This is a genomic window from Wolbachia endosymbiont of Atemnus politus, assembly GCF_013309895.1.
Map to the genome: position 1 here is coordinate 19,246 of NZ_JAAXCS010000001.1, position 21,510 is coordinate 40,755.

The following is a 21,510-nucleotide window of genomic DNA, read 5'->3' on the forward strand; positions in this document are numbered from 1 at the left end:
ATCCTTGTCAGTCTACCATAGATCTTAAAGAATATAAAAGACCTTTTGCACTTCATTCCTCCCAATGCTCATATACCGTTAAAAGAACTGTTAAGAATCCTTATTTAGTTTAACTGCATCTTTTGCCTTGTCCAATAATCCATTAACGAAACCAATCTCACTCGGTTTATCAAGTAAATCAGACGCAATGTTAGTATATTCATTAATAACAACTGGAGCTGGTGTATCACAATTAGCTAATTCACATATTGCAACACGCAAAATAGATAAGCTTATGAGATTCAACCGCGCAAGAGACCAACTTGGGTGTAAATACAGTTCTATTATTTTATCATATTCTTTACTGTTTTTTATAACCTTATATGACAGCTCTTCTAGAAATTGATAATCAAATTCTTTACATTCAAATATATCTACTAACTTGTTTATACAGTCCCTAAGCTCACAGTTTTCTAGCTCAAAAGTGCTTTTGTCGTAGTCTATAAAAATATTTGAGTAAGCAACTTGTACAGCAAGAAATCTTGCCGTACTTCTCCTTATACGCCACTTTTTTTCTACAGGTTCTTCCTCCATCAGCTTAACTTTTTGTATAAATCTATCATATGCAAAACAGCTAAGGCTGCATGACCACCTACGTTTTTTTTGTTTTTATCAGCCCTTACTAAGGCTTTATCTTTGCTATCAGCAGTAATTATACCCATACCAAGGGGTATTGTGTAACGCATAACAACTTCATTTAAACCTTCGATTACTCCTTTACAAACGTATTGATAATGATCAGTTTCACCACGAATTACGCACCCAAGAGCTAAATAACCATCATAGCTCACATGCCCGCTTTTGGTTGCAAAAAGAATTGCAGATGGTATTTCAAATGCACCAGGAACCTCAACTACATCGTAACTATTGCCTTTTAATTTGTCAATTGCACCTTCAAACAAAAGGTTTGCTATTTCAGTATAATAAACTGAATTAACTATTAGTATTTTCGACATTCACCCCCACTTTTCTCGTTAAAAACAACTTTATTAATGATTGTTGAATTAAAGTTATGACGTTACTAAATATCCAATATATTACCAGGCCTGCAGGAAACGAGGAAAAGATAAAGATAGAAATGTAAGGTAAAAATCTCATAACGTTTACTTGAACATCATCTTTATTGATCTGGTCTTTCTCACTGACCTTTTGCTGGACTATCATGGTAATACCTAAAATTATAGGCAAAATACCTATAGAAATGGGAAAATTGTAATTAAATAGCCCAAACAATGTAAAAATGTTCGTTGGGTCAGAAGCTGAAAGATCCTTAATCCATAAGTAAAAAGGAGCATGTCTCATTTCTATGGTGACGAATAACACTTTATATAAGGCAAAAAACACCGGTATTTGTACTATCATAGGAAGAATGCTTGACATTGGGTTTACATTGTTTTTTTTGTACAACGCAACTATCTCCTTATGCTGCTTTAAACTATCGTTTTTATATAACTCCCTTATACGGGTTGCCTCAGGCTGCAGGCTTTTTATCTTGAACATTGAAATATATGACCTGTTAGATAAAGGAAGCATTAAAAGTTTGATTGCTAAAGTCAGCAACAATATTGCTAAGCCAAAATTTTTTAGAAGGAAGTTAAAATATTCGAACAGTAAAAACACTGGTTTGGTTATAAAGTAAAGAACACCAAAATCTACAGCCTTATCAAATAAAGGTATACCTAGAGTACTTTTATAAGAATCCAATAAATTCAATTATTTTGCTCCAGCAAAAAAATAACTGACATTAGAGACACTTGCGCCAGGAAGTATGCTATTGTAAGGTCTGACAAAATCCGCTTGAAATTTATCAATATTATTAACGTTCGTATGTTTAATGCTGACATTTATTTTATCGGATTTCTCAGGTATGATGGCTGTAAGCCAATATTTATCAGCAAAACCAAACCAATTTTTTTCACTTGTGCTTGCTTTTATTAAATGTTTCTTGGTGATGTCCTTATATGTCCATTCCTCTAGTTTATTATCAAATGCACCCAATACTCCTTCATGTGATATCCAATAAGATTCGTTAATATTATCACGTTTACGGTTAATTTTACCATAAGGAACCAAAACTATGTTATCTTTTGTGTTGTTTTCAACAATTTGCTCAATTTTAAACATGTAGTTATCGTCAAGGCCAACTTTCATTCTAAATACAATGCCATTCTTATTATCCCAAAACAAATTGACTGCTTTTCGATTAGTCAGTTCAGTCTCATCCGCTTGCCAGACTGTTTTAGAATCTGGGATTTTAATCTTGCCACTTGGATCGAGCCATCCAAATTCCGCAAAATATACATCTTTTGATTCTGCGGGCGACAGTAATACCACCTGTGGAGAAGAAGGATTTGGCTCTAAGTGGTAATTAGTTAAAATTAGGTCATCAAACCTAGCGCCTTTTAAAGAAATCGACCCTTTAACCATATTATTGGTTAAATTAATCCTTTGTTCTCGAGTAGAATTAATAATTTCGGAACGATTTTGGTGTATTATAGGAGCAAGATCGTTAAAAGATTCTATGTGCTCAATATTTTCAATTGATGGATGATCTTGGTCTGTATTAAGAAAATTATCGTAGATAATGCGCCAAGATACCATAATTAACACAGAAAGAATAGCTGCTACAATTAGATTTCTTGCTTCTGACATAAAATTTAAGCTAAATGTACTTTCTTAAAGTGTATATCAAATATCGCACTAAAACAATAAAATTTACTAATTTTTAATAGTGACTTTTAACTTTAAAATTTATTGTAATAGCTTCAAATTTTAACAATATGAACGCGGTAAGAAATCTAATTATTTGGCTACTAATAATAGTTATTACTGCAATGTTTATTGACTCACAAGGAGACAAGTTAAGAAATAGATTTCTCAGTACTTTTTTACCATATAAAGGAAGGATTCAAAACAGTGGAAGTATTGAGTTCACAAAATCATATGATGGACACTTTTATATCCAAGCTCAAGTTAATGGTCATAATATAACGTTTTTGCTTGACACTGGTGCAACTGATATTGTTCTATCGCAAAAAGATGCATTACATGCTGGTCTTAATTTACAGAACATTCAGGATTTTAAAATATATGAAACTGCAAAAGGGCAAATAAGAGCTGGAGTGGTTCAAATACCTCAAGTTAAAATAGGAAATTTTTTAATCAATGACGTGCAGGCCAGCGTTAACACTCACTCTATGTCCCATTCATTACTTGGGATGAGTTTCTTGCGATATTTTCACTTCACTATAAGAGATAATAAGTTGATACTATACCGCGGATCTGCTTATTAAGACTCTACAGATCAATACAGGAGCAGAAATAAATATTGCAGAACAAGTGCCAACTAAAATACCAAAAAAGATGATCAAGCTGAAGTCTCTGACTGCGCCTGTACAAATCAATGTTAAGGGAAGGGCAGCAAGCAAGGTTGTACCTGAGGTCAAGATAGTGCGAAACAGTGTAGTGTTAATGCTTGCATCTACTACTTCACTCATCTGCCTACTTTCACCACTTTTTTGATATTCCCGAATTCGATCGTATATAACTACTGAGTTGTTAATTGAGTAACCAATTACAGTAAGCAGAGCTGCAACTGATGAAATATTAAACTCAATGCCAGTCAAGCTAATAAAACCAACAGTTAAAATCACGTCATGAACCAGCGCTATTATTCCACCGAATCCACATTGCCAATTAAATCTAAACCAAACATAAAAAAATATTCCAACAATAGCGATCAACATGGATAATATTCCTTCAAATATCTGTGTTGAGCCTATTTGTGGACCAACATAGTCTATTTTACGGTAGCTGATTGAGCCACCCAGCTTCTCTTCTAGTATGCTTTTTATCTTTTTAATTTTATCTTCATCTCCTTCTTCTTTAAAACGTGTGACTAAATTATCACCCGCTCTTGAACTCTGCACCGTAAAACCGTTTTCTTTTAATGTGTCAAGAATAACATGATCTTCATTTGAGGGTTTTATTTCCATCAAAATTCCCCCCGTAAAGTCTATGCCTAAATTCACCCCACGCAGCACAACAGTGAGTATCGAAAAAATGACAAGCATAATGCTAATGAGTGCAGTCAACTTTCTATACTTACTAAATTTGATATCTAGGTTGTCTGGAATGAATCTAACTGCCATGTTCTGTATCTAAACTTGAATTTTATATACTTTTCAAAAGATTCACTAGTTTATTCTGTTGTTGAGTCATGCAATTTCATCAGCAGATAAACCAGTTACTTGGGAGATAACATCTATAGAAATGTCTAAGTCCCAGATTATGCTGAATGTTTACACTGCCTAAATTTTAAAGTGAAAATTTTAACAAACAGCAAATAAACAAGTTCACCAAAAAAGAATTAAATGTTAGGGTTTTCAGCATTTCGGAAATTCTGGATAATTCAAAATCAACCTGGGATGGAGGAAGTTAGTGGCGGTCACATACATCCTTCATCACAATGATAAAGAAGCTTACCTTTATCTCTGACGTATTTTAAAGGGATCTTGGGATTGTTAATGTCTTTACCACCAATATCATGCCATTTCTTTTCCCATGCAACATAATATGGTTCAAGGTCCTGCGGCGTTAATTTGTATATTTCTTTCAGCTCTATCCCTTCATAAATAGCAAATATCCAATCCACTTTTCGGTATTTTGCAATTATTGTAGGATTCATATGATGATGAGTAGAAAAGTCTTTTGTAAGAAGAGCATTTACTGATTTAAGCTCATATTCGTTACCATACTCATCAACAGCATCATTTCCCTTGCGTCCTGGAAGAATAGTGAGTCCAGTTAGTAGTAAGACTTGTAGGATTTTTCCACCGTTATCCTGAAATATATCATCTATACCATGCTTAACAGCAAACTCTTGATACTTCCGTATATGGGGAAATAGTTCTTCCAGAAATTTTCTATCTTGATAAGTTCTCTCAGGGCTTAGAAGTGCAGTAGGTACGACACCGAGCGCATCTGCTATGCGCTCAATATTATCTATAGAGATATTTCGCTCACCACGTTCAACGGAGCCTATATATGTCCTGTGTAATTTGCATAAATCAGCAAGAGTTTCTTGGGAAAGTCCTTTTATATTTCTTAGCCTTCGTATATTCTGAGAAAGAAGTAACCGTAGAGATTGTCTTTTTATTTTTGTCATCTCTGCAGGGTAATAGTTGACAATTATAAGTCTACAGACTATAAGTATCTTTCATATGGTACACATATTGGAAAAATTTAAATTTAATAATAAACCCACATATACTACGGATAGGGGAGCTGCATATTGTGGAGACTCTCTTAACCTATTGCCACAATTACCAAATGATAGCTTAGATCTTGTAATAACCAGTCCACCGTTTGCTTTGCAAAGAAAAAAAGAATACGGAAATGAATCCCAAGCGGAATATGTTTCATGGCTTAGCCAATTTGCAAAATTAGTATATAGCAAACTCAAAGATACAGGCAGTTTTGTACTTGATCTGGGTGGGGCTTATGAAAAAGGCGTGCCATCTAGAAGTTTATATAATTTTAGAGTGCTTATGCATTTCTGTGACGATATAGGATTCTTTCTTGCAGAAGATTTCTATTGGTATAATCCTCTAAATTGCCAAGTCCGATTGAATGGGTAAATAAGAGAAAAATCAGAGTAAAAGATTCTGTTAATACAGTATGGTGGTTCAGCAAAACTGAGTGGCCTAAAGCAGATGTCACAAAGGTGCTAGCGGAATACAGTGACCGCATGAAAAAACTTATCGAGAACCCAAAAGCTTATTATACTCCAAAAGAACGGCCATCAGGGCACAATATTGGTAGTAGCTTTGGCAAAGATAATGGAGGAGCCATTCCATCAAATCTTTTGCAGATTCCCAATTCAGAATCTAATAGCCAGTATCTTGCTGCATGTAAGAAACTAGGTATAAAACAGCATCCAGCTCGATTCCCTGCTAAATTACCTCAATTTTTTATTCGGTTTCTAACACAACCGGGAGATGTTGTTTTAGATATTTTTGCTGGTTCTAACACAACAGGTTTTGTATGTGAGCAAGAAGACCGTTACTGGCTAGCATTTGAAGAAAACAGAGAATATCTTGCTGCATCTGCTTTTAGGTTCTTAGAAAAAGAATGCTCAAAGGGAGAGTTAGAAATAACGCATTGTTCATGGTGAAGAGCAAGTATTAAAGTCTAAGCAATCTATATTGGATCTTAAGCTCACTCAGCAGTCATTAGTAATTTAGTTATGCTCTTCGTTCACGGCTTTCCCGTTTTTAGCAATAACTTTTTAGATAAGCATTTTTGTTGCTTATCTATCTTTACCTCAACACTTTCCACATTAGCACTGTCTATTTTCAATATTGGCGTTTTTTGTAACGCTCTTGAATTGCCTTAGCTACAAACATTAAGAAATTTACCAAGCGAAGAAAAAAGGCAAAGATTGTTAGGGTGTCACCCCAGCACCTTTTTCTTGTCATCCAAGTAGCCCTTTTTCTTGTCATCCCAAGTAGCCCAGACACTGGAATCTAGGAAAAATATAGGTCACGCACTGGAATGACAGGAGAGGGAAACACTGAGTGTTGGTGCTTCCAAATCACAATGTTCGTACAGCTATGGTCCTGGAGGTATTGCTTCTCATCCACTGCAGGTATTGTATGGTGCTGTCGACTTGGTCGTTGTAATGTGTTTCTGGAAACATTAAAATCTCATACTCAAAATCATTCAGCCATACTGCTTGGTGCGGCAGAAAAACTTTTCCAGATTCTATAATTGGAACAATTTGGTGAAATCGAGCGAGTTTATCGTCATGTGGCACTATTTCAATAATAGGTAGATCGCTGTTTGCCTTCAGCTCTTGCACCAATTGCTGACCACTTGTTTTTGCTTCAATTAAAATTGCGTGTGGCGACCATCTTGCAGCTAAGGACAAAACTTGTTCTTTAAGCTTTGGATATTCAAGTTTTGCGCGATATACATCGAGTAAATAGAATTTATTATCTGCTTTTGCCCAGGTGGTGCAGACACTAAAACTGCTAGAATCGTTTATTGAAACCGCAGTATCCCAACTTTGTGTTACATGCGAGAAGGAAACATTTCTATAGCGCTTCAGCCACTCTCGTTTAATTATGCCACTTGAAAGCGGCAGAGGATTTTGCTGATATTGCGCAGCAAAGGCGTAACTTCCAAGTTCAGCTTTTATCGTCTCAACTTCTTCTTTTCCTCCATCTAAGGGATATAATAGCTGGTCTTCTTCCCTTGAGTGTAATATTACGGGTGGTGTCATTCTAGCACTTGATGCTGTAATCCAGCTTTTGTACTTATTTGTAGTTACTCGGATGACAGGAACAAGAGAAGGGGGCATTGGCTTTTCGATTGAATAAATAACCTCCTTATTTTCAGCTATCATTGGTAAACAAATATGATGCCATATGTTTTTTGGTTTGGAGAGAAGATGTCCGGTTAAATCTTCCTGGTGTAGCCTATGCATCACCAGAACAATTACTCCTTTTTTTCTATTGTTGAGCCTGGCTACTAAAGTCTGATCGAACCAGTCTTTAGCACGCTTTCTGAGCGTTTCGCTCAAAGCCTGAGTAGAACTAAGCGGATCATCTACGATGATGAAATCACCGCCTTCGCCGGTCAGCGTTCCTCCAACTGACGTTGCGATTCTATATCCTCTCTGCACTGTTTGAAATTTGTATTTAGTGTTTTGTTCTGTGGATAGTTCTACCTCTGGAAACAGTTCTCTATACCAACTAGACTGCATTACGCACCTTGTATCGAGCGAGTGCTTTTCGCTAAGCCGCTGAGAATAGCTCACAACTATTATTCTTGCAGTTGGCTGATGTCCCAGTATCCATGCAGGCCATGCAACACTGACGCATATGGACTTCATCGAGCGTGGAGGCATATTGAATATTATCCGCCTCATTTTACCAACATTTGCCGCTTCAAGTCGGTCTGCTATGACTTTTATGTACTGATAATCATTATACTCACACCCCGGTATCACCGTTTGAAAGCATAATTCAATGAATTTTAAAAAATTTATGTTTTCCGTATTAGTCTCCTATAGTGTTATTGGGTATCTCAGTAGCGGACGCTGGTTAAGGGTGTCATGCCAGTGTGTGACACTGGCATCCAGAAAAAAAGAAGGGTGTCATTCAAGTAGCCCTTTGGTGTCATCCAAGTAGCGGACACTGGGATCTCTATAATGGTGTCATCCCAGTGCGTGACGCTGGAATCCAAACAGAAGGGTGTCATCCAAGTAGCGGACACTGGCACTCTATAATGATGTCATGCCTCTTTTTTCTGTCATTCAGTGCCCACTTTCTTGTCATCCCAGTGCCTCCTAGGGCAAGTAGCCCAGACACTGGGATCTCTATAATGGTGTCATTCAAGTAGCCCCCTAGGGTGTCATCCCAGTGCTTGACACTGGGATCCAGTCTTCATTATTATACAATTTCATCATATAAATCCTTCCATTCCTGATTTGTTTGTTCAATTAAGTTCATTTTCCATTTCCTCTGCCAGCTTTTTAGTAGTTTTTCCCTACTAATTGCTAAATTTATGTCTTGAAACTCTTCATAATAGACCAATTTACAAACATTATACTTTGATGTGAAACTAGTTGTTTTTGTGCTCCCAAATTCGTTTAATCAAATTTGACGTTATACCTATATATAGGGTTCCATTGCGCTCACTTGCGAGTATAATAACTTTTCATATATAGTAAATAAGTTTCCTGGATTCCAGCACTGGAATGACACCCTCTTGCCCAGTTCATTTAACTACAAACATTAAGAAATTTACCAAATCAAGAAAAAAGGCAAAGAACCCCCGTGGGTGGCTAGTTATTTACATTTAACTTTCAAACATGGCGTTCTTTTATTCTAAACGTCTAATAACCGCGACTCAGTTGCTTTTGAGCTACAATTAGTCTAAATTATAAACGTTAAGAAATTTACTAAACAGAAAAAAAGACAAAAGAAACCCTGTGGTAGCTAGTTATTCACTATCATTTTATCAGTTGGCGTTTTTTAATGTCTTTAAGCGCCTAAACAAGCGCGATTTGCAGCACTAATTGGTAATGTAGACAACAATGTAAAAGACATGAGGTTCACATAGTGCAAAAAATTAAACATGACACGCCAGATATACTAAGTTTTTTTGTCGTTTAATCTGTACAGAGAAGATAAATAATTAGCTTCAGCCTTATTATAAAAGGGTTGGCGGGGGTTGTCAAGGGATTTTTAGCTCTGTTTCTATGTGCCCTAACTGGTAGACAATGTTCGTATACATAAAGTCTTTCGTAACACTATAATGTTTTTGCTGGAAATATTTTTTAGAAAAAGAGTTGATTTATAGGCAAATTCGGCTATTACTTGTAATGTATAGGTATTTAGGTAAAATGTCTGCTCTGCTGCTAGCCCGTATTCAATTTGCCTTTACAATAAGTTTTCATATTATATTCCCTGCTTTTACGATCGGGCTTGCAAGTTTTCTAGCCTTTTTGGAATGGTGTTGGCTTAAGACTGGTAATACACACTTTCGTGATATTTATAAATTCTGGGTGAAGATTTTCGCTGTTGCTTTCGGTATGGGAGTGGTATCTGGAGTGGTTCTATCTTACCAAATTGGTACTAATTGGTCAGTGTTTTCTGACCGTGTGGCTAATGTTCTTGGCCCTCTATTTTGCTTTGAAATTTTAACAGCTTTTTTTCTCGAAGCATCTTTTTTAGGCATTATGTTATTTGGGTGGAATAGGGTAAGTCCTCGTATGCACTTTGCTTCTACTTGCATCGTTGCAGTAGGGACGCTTATTTCAGCTTTCTGGATTCTTGCAGCCAATAGTTGGATGCAAACACCTGCTGGATTCTCAATTGGCGAGAATGGGCTTTTATACCCAACCAATTGGTTGAAAGTGATTTTTAATCCTTCTTTTCCTTACCGTTTTGTTCATATGGTAACAGCAGCCTATCTTACAACAGCGTTTGTGGTGGGCGGTGTAGGGGCATTTTATCTTTGGAGAAAGCGACATGTTCCTCAGGCAAGAGTTATGCTTAGTATGGCAACTTTTATGGTGGCTTTATCTGCACCATTTCAACTTTTTATGGGGGACGTACATGGACTAAATACATTAAAGCATCAACCTGCTAAAATTGCTGCAATGGAAGGTATATGGGAAACTGAAAAGGGTGCAGGCCTACGTTTGTTTGCTTATCCAGACCAGGAAAATGAAGTTAATCACTACGAAATAAAAATTCCTAATCTCGCCAGTTTGATCTTAACACATGATTTTTCAGGAGAGGTAAAGGGATTAAAAGAATGGAAAAAGGAAGATAGACCTCCTGTAATATGGGTATTTTGGTCCTTCCGTGTAATGGTTGGAATTGGGATTTTAATGATTATAATTGGACTGGTTAGTGTGGTACAATACTTTCGTAGCAGGTTATTTCAAAGTTGCTTTTTACACGGGTGGTGGATGTTAATGATGCCTTCTGGATTCGTAGCATTACTTGCAGGTTGGTTTACTACTGAAATTGGTCGTCAGCCTTACACTGTATACGGGGTTGTGCGCACAATCGAATCATTCTCACCTGCGATTACTGGTCCTCAAGTTGCATGGTCTTTGATTGCATTCATTGTTACGTATGTCCTTATATTTGGAGCAGGTAGTTATTATATTTTGAAGCTAATATATAAAGGAATTCCTGTCATTAAAGAAAAAGAGCAATTTTATAAACACGGTATAGGAGCTTCAGTGGTTGAATCTGGAAAAGGCAGCGACCATGTTTGATTTTTCTTCATTAATTAACTTACCATTGATCTGGGGATTGTTAATAGCCACAGCCGTTTTATTTTACGTTCTAATGGATGGGTTTGATTTAGGTGTTGGTATTTTGCTTCCTTTTGCACCATCAGATAAATGCCGTGATCATATGATAAATTCGATCGCGCCATTTTGGGATGGAAATGAAACATGGTTGGTACTGGGTGGTGCTGGCCTATTTGCTGTCTTTCCTCTTGCGTATTCAATATTAATGCCTGCTTTTTATATTCCTATAATTATCATGTTACTTGGCCTTATTATGCGTGGAATATCCTTTGAGTTTTATTTCAAAGCAGAAGGTAAACCTAGACTACTATGGGGTTATGTCTTTCATTATGGATCGCTTAGTGCTGCATTTTGCCAAGGCATGATTCTAGGTGCATTTATACATGGTGTCAAAATAAGCGGCCGCAACTTTTCTGGTGGTCAATTTGATTGGGCAAGTGCTTTTAGTGTGATGACAGGCATTGCTGTGATATTTGGGTATGCGCTTTTAGGTTCTACATGGCTCATAATGAAAACAGAAAATATAACACAAGGATGGGCACGCAAGGTTGCTTCCTATGCACTTGGTTTTGTAGGCATTTTCATGGCATTAGTAAGTATAGTGACACCATTTTTAGATGAAGGTATCAAAAACTTTTGGTTTAGTGTGCCGAATTTTTATTATTTACTTTTTATTCCACTACTAACATCTTGGTTATTTTTCATGCTGTGGCTTGATCTCCAGAACGCTAAACGGGAATATCGTCCATTTTTTCTTAGTATTGCTATTTTTTTTATGGGATATTTAGGTTTGGGAATTAGTATATACCCGTGGATTATACCCTTTCACTATACTATTTTTGATGCAGCTGCTTCTGGCCAAAGTTTATCTTTGATGTTGATTGTTACGATACCACTTTTACCACTTATTTTAACTTACACTGGTTATTCCTACTATGTCTTTCGTGGAAAATCAAGTGATGAGCACACATACTAATAAATCCGTAATCTCATGGCTAAAACGCCATCCTCGAATCAAGCAATGGCTGTGGTTTGCCGTTTTATGGGTTGGTGGTTTATTAACAGTATCGATATTGACTTACCAGGCTAAATTTATAGTTAATTTTTGCAAGTTTCTGCTATTCTCAATTGAATAACAGTGGACGTTTATTACAGGGCTATTTATAAAGTATGTTATACTTATATTCCTGACTGAAAAATTTATGCGGTTGTTTTTAACAAAATTAATCAATAGATTTAATTGCTTAAAGATAAGGAATAAAATTATCATTATTTTTAGTATCATTCTTGTTTTACTATTTGTTATCAACAGTGTATTTCTGAGGAAAAATCAAGCAGTTCATAGTGATGATGCGGCTAGTAGTTTTTCAGTAAAGATTCAGGAGTGCAAGCCGCAGAGTCGCACTATATATTTGAATTTTTCTGGTACGGTAAATCCCTTACGTAGAGCCAACCTTACTTCAGAAATAAGTGGTAAAGTTATTGCTATTTATTTACCTGATGGTGAAAAGGTAAAAAAGAATGATATAGTGTTAAAAATAGAAGATTTTGGTCGAACTGAGCAAGTTGAAAGAGCCAAGGTACTTTTAAAGCAGCGTGAAATTGAATATGATTCTTCTGTTAAGCTGAGTAAAAAAGGTTACAGAGCGCAAATGCAAGTAGAAGCAGCTTTTACTGCACTGCAAAGTGCAAAAGCCGACCTAAAAAGGCTGGTGTTAGACTTAGAAAATACTGCGGTTAAATCTCCTATTGATGGTTATGTAGATAAGATCAACACAAATGAAGGAGATTTTGTTAACGCTGGGCAAAAAATAACTGATATAGTTAATTTTGATCAGGTTCTTGTGGTGTTGTATGTTTCAGAAAGTGAAATAAATAAAATAGAGCCAGGTAGCACAGCTCAAATTAATTTGCTGGACGGAAGGAAATTAGAGGGTAAAGTGAACTTCATAAGTAAAGTTGCTGAGCCTAAGACCGGATCTTATAGGGTAGAGGTAAAAGTAATTAATAATGAAATGATATTCTTGCAGGGATTAACTGCCAGCGTAAGCCTTTCTTCAGGCAAAAGATTTGCATATAAAATTCCTTCTTCAGCTCTAATCCTAAGTGACGATGGTGTTCTTGGGATAAAGATTGTTGATAACAGTAATTATGTAGTATTTATACCAATAGAAATTGTTGACCACGAGAGCGATGGAGTTTGGGTAGTAGCGCATAACGAAAGTAAACCTATAAAATTAATAACATTAGGCAACTTGTTTGTTAAGCCTGGTGATAAGGTTTAGTTTTTGTGTATGCTCTAATCAGATTGTTTACGATATAAAACAATTGAATTGACTTTATATGAATAATCAATATAACTTAATTAATCGTATTGACTCTTTCGTCTAGTGGTTAGGACACCACCCTTTCACGGTGGTAACACGGGTTCAAATCCCGTAAGAGTCACTCAAAAGTGTAAGGCAGTTCTTCAGTTTGCAGGTATTAATAAACTAGATGGAAAGAGTTCGACTATACGTCGAGGAGGCGTTATTGCAAGGCGTTAGTTTGGTGCTGGACCCGCGACAAAGTCACTACATTTGCAACGTAATGCGGCTTAAGAAGGATGATAATATCTCTTTTTTTAATGGAAAGGATGGAGAGTGGTTAGGAGAAATAGTTGATGTATCACGTAAATTGGTGAAAGCTACGCTCAAGGAATGCACTAAACGGCAGCAATATGAGGAAAGTTTGTATCTATATTGTGCTATAGTAAAAAGTGCTGCTTTGAGCAACATAATAAGACAGGCAACTGAAATGGGAGTAACCTGTATTCAATTCATTTTGACGGAACATACAGTAGTAAAAAATATTAATCTAAGTAGAGCAAAATTACAGGCAATTGAAGCGGCAGAGCAATGTGGTAGAACAAGTGTGCCAGAAATTTTGCCTCCTATTAACTTCCGTGATTTACCTGATTCTCAGAATAGAAATTTTATTTTATGCGATGAAACAGGAAAGGGAAAGTCTCCTAATGAAGTTCTGAAAAACAAAAAAAACATTGCTATTATTGTTGGCCCCGAAGGTGGTTTCTCACACGATGAACTCAGCCTTGTTGATAAGTTTTGTCAGAAATTAAGTCTAGGAGAGAGAATTTTGAGAGTAGACACTGCTGTGGTTGCTGCGCTGACTTTGGCTAGTGCAAGGCTTTAAGAGACTGCTGAAGGAGCTTAGAGGTACACCCATTTTTCAGATCACTTCTTCTTACTTTTTATATTTGAATTTTTAAAAAATAGAAGAGTGTACCTTTTATAGCGCTCTGCTTTTCGCTTTAAAAGTATTGATCTTTTTCCTACCGTATTTAGTTTTCAGTGCACTTAGTCTCTTAAAGGTTTTTTTACTGCTACGTTTTCTAAATTGCACATTACAATCAAAATTTGGCTCTCCCATTTTGTCTGAGAGTGCAGGCAGTCTTCTCTTATCTTGCGGTGTGATAAAAGATAATGCATATCCTTCAGCTCCAGCACGTGCAGTCCTGCCTATGCGATGGATATAGTCAGCTTGCGATTGTGGTACATCATAATTGATAACGTGTTGAATGTGGGGAATATCAAGACCACGAGAGGCAACATCCGTTGCAACCATGATTTGATTGCGGCCATGACGAAAAGAATTGATGACCCTTTCGCGCTTGTGCTGCCTTAAATCACCATGAATTGCTAAAGCGCTATAGTTATCTTTGCGCAATTTGTTAGCCAGCTGATCTGCTCCTTGCTTTGTTTTAACAAAAATAATAATTGATCCTTCACGTTGACATAATTGTGTAATAAGCTTGCCATATTTTTCTGGCTCTGATACATAAACAACTTCTTGCTTGATTTTTGTAGAAATTATAACTTCATACTCAATAGAGACACGTTCTGGCTGATTGAGGTGTTTCTCAGCAAGTTTAACTATATTACCAGGAAGAGTTGCAGAAAACATGAGGGTTTGCCGTATTTTTGGAAGGCATTTTATAATCTCTTCAATTTGAATTCCAAAACCCATATCGAACATACGATCCATTTCATCAAGCACAAGAGTGTTAACATTGTGGGACATTAAAGTTTTACGCTCAATATGATCTATAATACGACCGGGAGTACCTATTACGATTTGCGGCTTTTTTTGAAGCTGGTTTAGCTGCTTCAAAATAGACTCACCACCAATTAATAAGGCAATTTTTAACATGGAATTTTGAGGCAAGAGCTTTCTTATTTCATTCGTTACTTGCTGTGCAAGCTCCCGAGTCGGCACAATGACTAAAGCTGAACTAGCATTAGACTTATCTAACAATTTAGCAACCAACGGAATAGCAAACGCCAAAGTTTTTCCAGTTCCCGTTTGAGCAGACCCGAGAATATCTTTACCTTGTAGAGCTAAGGGAATTGCCTGTGCTTGAATTGGAGTTGGAATGAAAAGATTATGCTTATCTAGAACTTGCTTGAGCAAAACTGGAAGATCCATTTCATGAAAGCTACTCACAAAAACTTTTACCATCAAAATGCGATTAACTTTCTAGCAACTTTAAATTTATTGCAGATTTTTTCTCTTCTCCATTTCTACCACGCTCTTCTTTGAGCTCATAGCTTACTCTCTCTCCTTTTATTCCCTTCTCTTTGTTTTCTCCTCTGAGTGAATCCGGTCTTATTCCTGAACGCTCTAGCGTACTGATATGTACAAAAACATCACTGCCGTTAGCTTCTGGCTTAATAAAACCATAACCTTTTTCGGCATTAAACCACTTTATATTACCAAATTCCATTTTAATAACTCCTAAAACTATTAACTAACATTACTAATGTGATGAAAAACTTTAGAATTATAATTGGGGATACCCGGAGCTTAGCTGTTGATACTAAACTTCTATACTTCATAGTCTATTCTAACATTACATAGTCATAATACACAACTATTGTACTTGATGCAACTAAATTTTCTAATTATTGAGCTAGCCTGCAACTGTCATTTCACTAACTTTTACCGTTGGTGAATTAAATTGCCCACAGAAAGTTAAATCATTTGCAACAACTAAGTTGCAAAACATGTCTTTTAAATTGCTAGCAACAGTAATCTCGTGTATCGGATACGTTATTTTTCCATTTTCTATAAAAAACCCTGATGCACCTTGACTGTAATCACCATTGATTAAATTAACACCAAAACCAAACAAATCAGTTATATATATTCCATCTTTCACTTCCTCAATTAATTCTTCAAATGATATACTGCCATTTTCAATATAGATTACTAGCTTCAGGAATAATTGCAGCATTACTTGCACAAGTTGCGTTTCCAGTTGTTTCTAAGTTTAATTTTTTAGCCGAGTACAAATCTAAAATCCAATCTTGTAGTACTCCATTCTTTACAAATGTATTTTTCCTGCTAGTTATCCCCTCTCCATCAAATGGTCTTGATTCTATGCCCCTTGGTAGCAATGGATCATCAATAATGTTGATTCTATCGCTAAAAACCTGAGTATTTAAACTATTTCTCAAGAAAGAGCTATTATTCACAATGCTGCTACCATTTATAGCAGAAGCAAAACTTCTTACTAGCTCTTTTGCTGCTCTTTTTTCAAAAATAACTGGAAATTTGCCAGTTTTAATTGTGCGTGAATTCAGTTGGTCTATTGCTCTTTTTGCTGCTTCTTTCCCTATGAGCTCTGGCGATTTTAAATCGCTGAAATTACATACCATATCATAGTCATAGCCAACCTTCATTTCGCTTTTTTTTCCAGCAACAACAGAAACCTGATTTGTAAAGATTGATTTGCTAAATGAGCCAATAAAACCATAGATAATACTGTATTTACTAAAGTATGTGAAGAAGAGGCTCCTTCAGAGTTAATGATGTGTTTATGTGCAAGAGCTGAATTTTCTGTAGCTTCAGTAATGTCTTTTAGATTATCGATAGCTACAACATTATTGTCTAAAATACCTAAATCTGCAGAAGAGGTATAATTATCTCCGTCTACAGCGAAATTAATGTAAGGATCTTCTGGTGCATTATTTGCCATTTCTATCACCTGGCTTATCGTATCACCAATTTAAATCATTTGTAGAAATATATACGCAACTTTGGTTTTGCCTGCTATAGCTCTGATTTCTATTGTGCAATTCTTAGATTGTGATATTTGTTCAATTTTTGATAGCCGTTGAGAAACTGAAATCTTATTAGATTCATATATATTTGCATCTTGTTTTTTTTTTTATTAGTTTGATGATATCTGCTGCAATATTTAGTATGTTCATTTTTTATTCCTTAGATTTTTATAAAGATTCTGCACCACCTATCACTTCGATCAGATCAGTTGTAATTGCTGCTTGACGAGAGCGGTTATAAAGCAGTGCTAGCTTATTTAGCATTTCTTTAGTGTTCCTATTTGCTGATTCCATAGCAACCATTCTAGCACTATTCTCACTTGCTGCACTCTCAAGTACAGCAGAGTAAAGGGCAGTTGCAACGTAATCTCGAATCAAAGATCGTAAAATAAACTCAGTATTTTGTGGTTCATATTCATAGCTGTGATCTGTTGCTGAAATACTCAGAGAATTATCAATTAAGGATGAGTCTTTACTCCATGGTTTTATCGTTTCCAACGTTGGTTTTTGTGTAAAGGTATTATAAAATTTGTTATAGAAAACTTTGATCTCGTTGTATTTACTGAGATCAATACCATCAACCAAAGCTTCTACGTATTTTAGCGTAATTTCCTTACTATTTTCAATTTTTAAAATACTTTTGGAGTCAAATCTATTTTTACCTATGTCAAAAGCTTTTTTACCGAGAAATATAATATCTACTCTTTTGCCATTTGTGGTTAATTTGTTTATATACTCTTGACTAGATTTGACAATAGAAGAATTAAAATTGCCGCATAAGCCACGATCAGATGCAATAATGAATACTAGGTAAGAATTGTCATCACCAATATTTAAAATTTTTGTCAGTAATTCCGGGTCAGCGGATAGCATTAGCGAAGAAACAATGCTATGCAGCTTAGAGATATACAATTTTGAATTTGATAACTTTTTTTGACTCTGCAATAGCTTTGCTGCAGAAACCATTTGCATTATCTTTGTAGTCTTTTGTACAGACCTAATATTCTTAATTCTTACGGATAATTCCTTTAAGCTCTTCATTTTATATACAACTCTGGTTTATTAAAAATATATAATTGTTCACGTCAAAAAACAAGTTTTTTTGGTACGAAGAAGATATAAGAGCCAGAGTTAGCGTTTAGCCAACACTGGCAGGAGGGTGTCATCCCTCTTGAAATGACTTTAGCTATAAACATTAAGAAATTTACCAAGCGGAGAAAAAGGCAAAAGAAACCCCGTGATGCGAGTTTTGACCCTATAATACTGTAACTTGGCGCTGTAATAATGTGCTGACGCTTAGTTTAAGCGCGATTTTGGCTGCATGTGAAAAAATTTAAAAGACATGTAGCCCCAATAATTTATATAATCCGCCAATAAACACCTTAAGTTTTTTACTAAATTTTTGTCGTTGATCCTGCAGGTCAAAAACAAGTTTTGAGTCAGAAATACCCTTAGTAGCATAATAATAAGGCTGGCGGGATTTGTCAAGTAGTTTCTTCGTTCCGCTTTCTAAGGCTTTTATTGGTAACAACCACTGTGCCTGCGATCTTGTCGTGCCAAGCTTGACAGCGTTTGTTGAAATTTGACCATAAAAAGCCCAAGAATAATGGTGCAACTGACAATATAAAGGAAAAAAATCTCTTTGTTGCTTGTTTTAGGGTCATCTTTTCGAAAGTTTGTGCATCCACAACTCTAAGCCCAAGTAATAGTTTTCCAGGTGTGGCAGCAAACCTTACCCACATGTATGCTACATAGCAAAAGAGCATAATGAATTGGACTATTTGATTTAGGATCAGTAATGTAATGAGTCTACTCTGCGTCGCCTTTTCTTTTGCAGACAGTGGCACTTGCATTTGATATTTTGCAGCAATCTGGCTTAATATTCCGCTGTCCTCTGAGCTCATAAAGAGTTGGTTTAAGGCTTGGCCGCAGAGCTGCAAGAATAAAACGATGATGATTAAATCAAGCAATACTGATATATAGCGCCTGAGGCCCGTTACATAACATATTCCATTTTCGTCTTTCTTTACCTTTTGAATAGCATTTATAGAAGAGAGAATAGAAAATAAGCGATTAAAAAACCTGTGTAACATATGCACTTTCCAACATTTGAGTGCCCCTGGCCGGACTTGAACCAGCATGCTTTTGCAAGCAACAGATTTTGAGTCTGCCGTGTCTACCATTCCACCACAGGGGCCTGCTTTAATGCTATAGGCAACACAGGATTAGTCAAATTTTTTATCTTTCAAGCGAGAATTAAATATTCTACAATAATCGATAGTTACTCTAAAAATTTAGAATGAATGAATTAGCTAATCTCATCGATTCAAGAAGCATAGATAAAGAAATATGCAAATTACCACATAACTTGGAAGCGGAGCAAATGCTCATCGGCGCAATGATTCGTGATAATAGAATTTGTGATGCAATCGAAGATATGATCACAGCAGATAACTTCTACGATCCACTGCATCAAAGTATTTTTACGCAGATATCCAAAACCAGAAAACACGGCATAGTTGCCAATGAATTGAGCCTCAAGATGTTTTTTGAGAATGACCAAGCATTTACCGAATGCGGTGGAGTTGAATATCTTGCAAAACTCGCAGCTAAGGCAAGTATCGCTCTTGATATCTATAGTTTGACTAGAATAATCCGCGATACTTACTTAAGAAGGTGTTTAATCGAGCTCGGGCAAGAAATAGTTGATGATAGTTATAACTATGACATCGAAAACCCTGCGCAGGTGCAAATTGAACAAGCAATGACAAAATTGTTCAACTTAGCAGTAAAAAAGCAAGGCGAGAAGACGTATATAAAGCTTGCAATTTCAGTTAAAGATGTGGTTGAAAAGATCAGCACGCTGAAAAATAATCCAGAAGCGCTAGGTATTACAACTGGACTCCAAGACCTAAATCAGCTTCTTGGTGGTCTGCAGAAATCTGACCTATTAATTCTAGCTGCAAGACCTTCTATGGGTAAAACAGCACTGGCACTGAACATTGCCCTTAATGCTTGTAAGGTTTTACAAAAAAGAGCAGACAAACAACACTACGTAGCGTTTTTCTCGCTTGAAATGTCAGCAGAACAACTAACTGCAAGATTGATCACTATAGATTCAGGAATTAGCTATTACAAGGCATTAACCGGGAGAATTAGTGACTTTGAATTGCATGAATTCATTAATGCTAGCACGGAGTTATCTGAATTGCCTTTCATCATAGATGACACCCCTGCGCTATCAATTAGTGCCCTTCGCACCAGAATACGCTTGCTGTATCAATTATATAATGTAGAAGTGGTATTTATCGATTATCTGCAGTTAATCAGAGGAACGACAAAAAGGAGCAATGAAAATAGAGTGCAAGAAATCTCAGAAGTGACACAAGGATTAAAAGCAATTGCAAAAGAGCTGAATATTCCTGTTGTTGCACTATCGCAGCTTTCTCGTTCTGTTGAGCAGAGAGACGACAAAAAGCCACAACTTTCTGATTTACGTGATTCAGGAAGCATAGAGCAGGATGCAGACATAGTAATGTTCCTCTATAGAGAAGAATATTATGAACTGAGAAAGCAGCCAAGTGAAGGGAGTAATAAACATCGAGAATGGCAAGAGAAGATGGAGAAAATTAGAAATATTGCAGAGCTCATTATTGCAAAACAAAGGAACGGACCAATCGGCAGTGTAAAGCTATATTTTGACTCCAGCAGAGGTGCATTTAAAGATTACACGGAAAGGCATAGTGTGTAACAATCTTTTGCCAACTTATTGTAATTTATCAATAAAATTGACATTACCTTTATTTGTGCTATAATTTTAATATTAAATTATTTATTTTAGTGAGGTATACAATGAAAAATATATTTAATAAAACTAACGCACCTTATCTTGTAGCTGGTGCTCTGGCTACTCTAACTTTATTAGCATCTGGAGTGTTTGCTGTAGCTCCTTATGCTCAGTTCTTAGCTCCAGTTGCAGCCTTGAGTGTTGGCCTTCCATTTATTATTGGTGGTGCTATATTTTCTGCTGTAGCTATTGCACTTTCAGCTGTAGTAATTAGCAAAAACAACGCTATTTCTGAGAAAGATGTTCAACTGGCTGAGAAAGTAGAAGAAATATCTAAAAAAGATGCTCAACTAGCTAAAGAAGAAGATAAAGTACAGGCTCAAAAGCAAACAATTTCTGGGCAAAATGACCAACTGACTAAAAAAGAAGCGGAAGTAAAAGCTAAAGAGGAGGAAAATTCTAAGCAAAAAATTGAAATTAATAAAAAAAATGAGGAGATTGATAATCAAAAAAAAGAAATAGAAGAATTTAAACCCAAGAAAACTTTTGTTCCGCAAGAAATAAAGGATATCCAAACAGCATCTCAAACAGCATCTCAAAAAGCATTTGCATCTGTAAACGAAGCGTACAGTAGTGGGCGTGTTCCTGGTATTGTTAAAGATGGCTTAAAAGATGTTTATGATACATCATATGATACATCAGTTGAGTCTATAAAAGGAGCC

At 36.1% G+C, this 21,510-nt stretch carries 18 protein-coding genes, 2 tRNA genes and 4 pseudogenes; 10 read left to right on the forward strand and 14 right to left on the reverse strand.

The features are described from left to right. Positions 1–90: 90 nt before the first annotated feature. The 3 genes and pseudogenes from nusB to yidC all read right to left on the reverse strand — a co-directional run bounded on the left by nusB (position 91) and on the right by yidC (position 2,691). The gene (gene nusB, locus HET73_RS00090; protein WP_174132610.1) at positions 91–573 is read right to left on the reverse strand and encodes a transcription antitermination factor NusB; all 483 of its coding nucleotides are present in this window, start codon (positions 571–573) and stop codon (positions 91–93) included. Beyond that, on the reverse strand, positions 573–995 hold the full coding sequence (locus HET73_RS00095; protein WP_174132609.1) for a 6,7-dimethyl-8-ribityllumazine synthase: 423 nt from the start codon (positions 993–995) through the stop codon (positions 573–575). The genes nusB and HET73_RS00095 overlap by 1 nt, the downstream gene beginning before the upstream one ends. Further along, a pseudogene (gene yidC / locus HET73_RS00100) lies at positions 973–2,691 on the reverse strand (membrane protein insertase YidC). Before yidC ends, HET73_RS00095 begins: the two are co-directional and overlap by 23 nt. A 128-nt stretch (positions 2,692–2,819) precedes the next feature. On the opposite strand from yidC, the gene HET73_RS00105 reads away from it, so the two are divergent. Then, entirely contained in the window at positions 2,820–3,332 is a 513-nt protein-coding gene (locus HET73_RS00105; protein ID WP_174132607.1) for a TIGR02281 family clan AA aspartic protease, read from the forward strand. Here HET73_RS00105 and secF read toward each other — a convergent pair. Together secF and HET73_RS00115 are read right to left on the reverse strand one after the other, a co-directional pair. Continuing rightward, the gene (gene secF / locus HET73_RS00110) at positions 3,309–4,190 is read right to left on the reverse strand and encodes a protein translocase subunit SecF (protein ID WP_174133842.1); all 882 of its coding nucleotides are present in this window, start codon (positions 4,188–4,190) and stop codon (positions 3,309–3,311) included. The two genes, HET73_RS00105 and secF, sit on opposite strands and share 24 nt — an antisense overlap. A 296-nt stretch (positions 4,191–4,486) precedes the next feature. Beyond that, positions 4,487–5,206 (reverse strand): helix-turn-helix domain-containing protein, encoded by a 720-nt coding sequence (locus HET73_RS00115; RefSeq protein ID WP_174132605.1) that lies wholly within the window; start codon positions 5,204–5,206, stop codon positions 4,487–4,489. A 67-nt stretch (positions 5,207–5,273) separates the two neighbouring features. On the opposite strand from HET73_RS00115, the gene HET73_RS07560 reads away from it, so the two are divergent. Continuing rightward, on the forward strand, positions 5,274–5,678 hold the full coding sequence (locus HET73_RS07560; RefSeq protein WP_246209484.1) for a DNA methyltransferase: 405 nt from the start codon (positions 5,274–5,276) through the stop codon (positions 5,676–5,678). Further along, positions 5,654–6,214: a site-specific DNA-methyltransferase gene (locus HET73_RS07565; protein WP_246209485.1), complete on the forward strand. Its 561-nt coding sequence runs from the start codon at positions 5,654–5,656 to the stop codon at positions 6,212–6,214. The genes HET73_RS07560 and HET73_RS07565 overlap by 25 nt, the downstream gene beginning before the upstream one ends. Positions 6,215–6,634: 420 nt before the next feature. On the opposite strand, the gene terL is transcribed toward HET73_RS07565, so the two are convergent. From terL to HET73_RS00135, 3 genes and pseudogenes are all read right to left on the reverse strand, one after another. After that, positions 6,635–8,092, reverse strand: coding sequence for a phage terminase large subunit (terL, locus tag HET73_RS00125; RefSeq protein ID WP_174133847.1), 1,458 nt, complete (start codon positions 8,090–8,092; stop codon positions 6,635–6,637). A gap of 208 nt (positions 8,093–8,300) precedes the next feature. Further along, entirely contained in the window at positions 8,301–8,441 is a 141-nt protein-coding gene (locus tag HET73_RS00130) for a hypothetical protein (RefSeq protein WP_174133843.1), read from the reverse strand. A 54-nt stretch (positions 8,442–8,495) separates the two neighbouring features. Beyond that, positions 8,496–8,757: pseudogene (locus HET73_RS00135) on the reverse strand (GIY-YIG nuclease family protein). A 694-nt stretch (positions 8,758–9,451) separates the two neighbouring features. Here HET73_RS00135 and HET73_RS00140 point away from each other — a divergent pair. The 5 genes from HET73_RS00140 (at position 9,452) to HET73_RS00160 (ending at position 14,071) form a co-directional block, all read left to right on the forward strand. Further along, positions 9,452–10,840: a cytochrome ubiquinol oxidase subunit I gene (locus HET73_RS00140; protein WP_218939282.1), complete on the forward strand. Its 1,389-nt coding sequence runs from the start codon at positions 9,452–9,454 to the stop codon at positions 10,838–10,840. Next, positions 10,833–11,855 (forward strand): cytochrome d ubiquinol oxidase subunit II, encoded by a 1,023-nt coding sequence (cydB, locus tag HET73_RS00145; protein ID WP_174133298.1) that lies wholly within the window; start codon positions 10,833–10,835, stop codon positions 11,853–11,855. Before HET73_RS00140 ends, cydB begins: the two co-directional genes overlap by 8 nt. A 226-nt stretch (positions 11,856–12,081) precedes the next feature. Further along, the gene (locus HET73_RS00150; RefSeq protein WP_174133845.1) at positions 12,082–13,164 is read left to right on the forward strand and encodes an efflux RND transporter periplasmic adaptor subunit; all 1,083 of its coding nucleotides are present in this window, start codon (positions 12,082–12,084) and stop codon (positions 13,162–13,164) included. 91 nt (positions 13,165–13,255) lie between these two features. Then, positions 13,256–13,327 (forward strand) — tRNA-Glu (locus HET73_RS00155). A gap of 48 nt (positions 13,328–13,375) precedes the next feature. Next, the gene (locus tag HET73_RS00160) at positions 13,376–14,071 is read left to right on the forward strand and encodes a 16S rRNA (uracil(1498)-N(3))-methyltransferase (RefSeq protein ID WP_174133190.1); all 696 of its coding nucleotides are present in this window, start codon (positions 13,376–13,378) and stop codon (positions 14,069–14,071) included. A gap of 96 nt (positions 14,072–14,167) precedes the next feature. On the opposite strand, the gene HET73_RS00165 is transcribed toward HET73_RS00160, so the two are convergent. The 6 genes and pseudogenes from HET73_RS00165 to HET73_RS00190 all read right to left on the reverse strand — a co-directional run bounded on the left by HET73_RS00165 (position 14,168) and on the right by HET73_RS00190 (position 19,198). After that, a complete protein-coding gene (locus HET73_RS00165) occupies positions 14,168–15,382 on the reverse strand; it encodes a DEAD/DEAH box helicase (RefSeq protein ID WP_343033052.1) in 1,215 nt (404 codons plus the stop codon). Positions 15,383–15,407: 25 nt separating this feature from the next. Then, entirely contained in the window at positions 15,408–15,662 is a 255-nt protein-coding gene (locus tag HET73_RS00170; protein WP_174133191.1) for a cold-shock protein, read from the reverse strand. Between the two features lie 186 nt (positions 15,663–15,848). After that, positions 15,849–17,151, reverse strand: a pseudogene (locus tag HET73_RS00175) (TldD/PmbA family protein). A gap of 18 nt (positions 17,152–17,169) precedes the next feature. Next, positions 17,170–18,042 (reverse strand): ATP synthase F1 subunit gamma, encoded by an 873-nt coding sequence (atpG, locus tag HET73_RS00180; RefSeq protein WP_174133846.1) that lies wholly within the window; start codon positions 18,040–18,042, stop codon positions 17,170–17,172. 443 nt (positions 18,043–18,485) lie between these two features. Beyond that, a complete protein-coding gene (locus HET73_RS00185) occupies positions 18,486–19,094 on the reverse strand; it encodes an RDD family protein (protein WP_174133848.1) in 609 nt (202 codons plus the stop codon). A gap of 21 nt (positions 19,095–19,115) precedes the next feature. Continuing rightward, positions 19,116–19,198 (reverse strand) — tRNA-Leu (locus HET73_RS00190). Positions 19,199–19,300: 102 nt separating this feature from the next. Here HET73_RS00190 and HET73_RS00195 point away from each other — a divergent pair. Together HET73_RS00195 and HET73_RS00200 are read left to right on the forward strand one after the other, a co-directional pair. Continuing rightward, positions 19,301–20,752, forward strand: coding sequence for a replicative DNA helicase (locus tag HET73_RS00195; RefSeq protein WP_174133444.1), 1,452 nt, complete (start codon positions 19,301–19,303; stop codon positions 20,750–20,752). Positions 20,753–20,853: 101 nt separating this feature from the next. After that, positions 20,854–21,510 (forward strand): annotated as a pseudogene (locus tag HET73_RS00200) (DUF2975 domain-containing protein); the annotation flags it as partial.